General features: G+C 53.7%; 1 rRNA gene. It reads right to left on the bottom strand.

What is annotated here, in order from left to right:
• Positions 1-25: 25 nt before the first annotated feature.
• A 23S ribosomal RNA gene (locus tag NA197_RS23310) occupies positions 26-1,701 on the bottom strand; the annotation flags it as partial.

Raw genomic sequence — 1,701 nt, 5'->3', positions numbered from 1 at the left:
TCCGCCAAAACATCTTCGGCGTTGTAAGGTTAAGCCTCACGGTTCATTAGTACCGGTTAGCTCAACGCATCGCTGCGCTTACACACCCGGCCTATCAACGTCGTCGTCTTCAACGTTCCTTCAGGAGACTCTAAGTCTCAGGGAGAACTCATCTCGGGGCAAGTTTCGTGCTTAGATGCTTTCAGCACTTATCTCTTCCGCATTTAGCTACCGGGCAGTGCCATTGGCATGACAACCCGAACACCAGTGATGCGTCCACTCCGGTCCTCTCGTACTAGGAGCAGCCCCCCTCAGTTCTCCAGCGCCCACGGCAGATAGGGACCGAACTGTCTCACGACGTTCTAAACCCAGCTCGCGTACCACTTTAAATGGCGAACAGCCATACCCTTGGGACCTACTTCAGCCCCAGGATGTGATGAGCCGACATCGAGGTGCCAAACACCGCCGTCGATATGAACTCTTGGGCGGTATCAGCCTGTTATCCCCGGAGTACCTTTTATCCGTTGAGCGATGGCCCTTCCATTCAGAACCACCGGATCACTATGACCTGCTTTCGCACCTGCTCGCGCCGTCACGCTCGCAGTCAAGCTGGCTTATGCCATTGCACTAACCTCCTGATGTCCGACCAGGATTAGCCAACCTTCGTGCTCCTCCGTTACTCTTTAGGAGGAGACCGCCCCAGTCAAACTACCCACCAGACACTGTCCGCAACCCGGATCACGGGTCCACGTTAGAACATCAAACATTAAAGGGTGGTATTTCAAGGTCGGCTCCATGCAGACTGGCGTCCACACTTCAAAGCCTCCCACCTATCCTACACATCAAGGCTCAATGTTCAGTGTCAAGCTATAGTAAAGGTTCACGGGGTCTTTCCGTCTTGCCGCGGGTACACTGCATCTTCACAGCGAGTTCAATTTCACTGAGTCTCGGGTGGAGACAGCCTGGCCATCATTACGCCATTCGTGCAGGTCGGAACTTACCCGACAAGGAATTTCGCTACCTTAGGACCGTTATAGTTACGGCCGCCGTTTACCGGGGCTTCGATCAGGAGCTTCGCTTGCGCTGACCCCATCAATTAACCTTCCGGCACCGGGCAGGCGTCACACCGTATACGTCCACTTTCGTGTTTGCACAGTGCTGTGTTTTTAATAAACAGTTGCAGCCAGCTGGTATCTTCGACTGACTTCAGCTCCATGAGTAAATCACTTCACCTACGTGTCAGCGTGCCTTCTCCCGAAGTTACGGCACCATTTTGCCTAGTTCCTTCACCCGAGTTCTCTCAAGCGCCTTGGTATTCTCTACCTGACCACCTGTGTCGGTTTGGGGTACGATTTGATGTTACCTGATGCTTAGAGGCTTTTCCTGGAAGCAGGGCATTTGTTGCTTCAGCACCGTAGTGCCTCGTCGTCACGCCTCAGTGTTAAAGTGAACCGGATTTACCTGGAACACACACCTACACGCTTAAACCGGGACAACCGTCGCCCGGCCAACATAGCCTTCTCCGTCCCCCCTTCGCAGTAACACCAAGTACGGGAATATTAACCCGTTTCCCATCGACTACGCCTTTCGGCCTCGCCTTAGGGGTCGACTCACCCTGCCCCGATTAACGTTGGACAGGAACCCTTGGTCTTCCGGCGAGCGGGCTTTTCACCCGCTTTATCGTTACTTATGTCAGCATTCGCACTTCTGATACCTCCAGCA

This window comes from Salmonella sp. NW884 (assembly GCF_051700745.1).
Taxonomy (GTDB): Bacteria; Pseudomonadota; Gammaproteobacteria; order Enterobacterales; family Enterobacteriaceae; genus Salmonella; species Salmonella enterica.
Note: the sequence above shows the minus strand (reverse complement) of the source record. Positions and strands in the feature narration are given on the sequence as shown.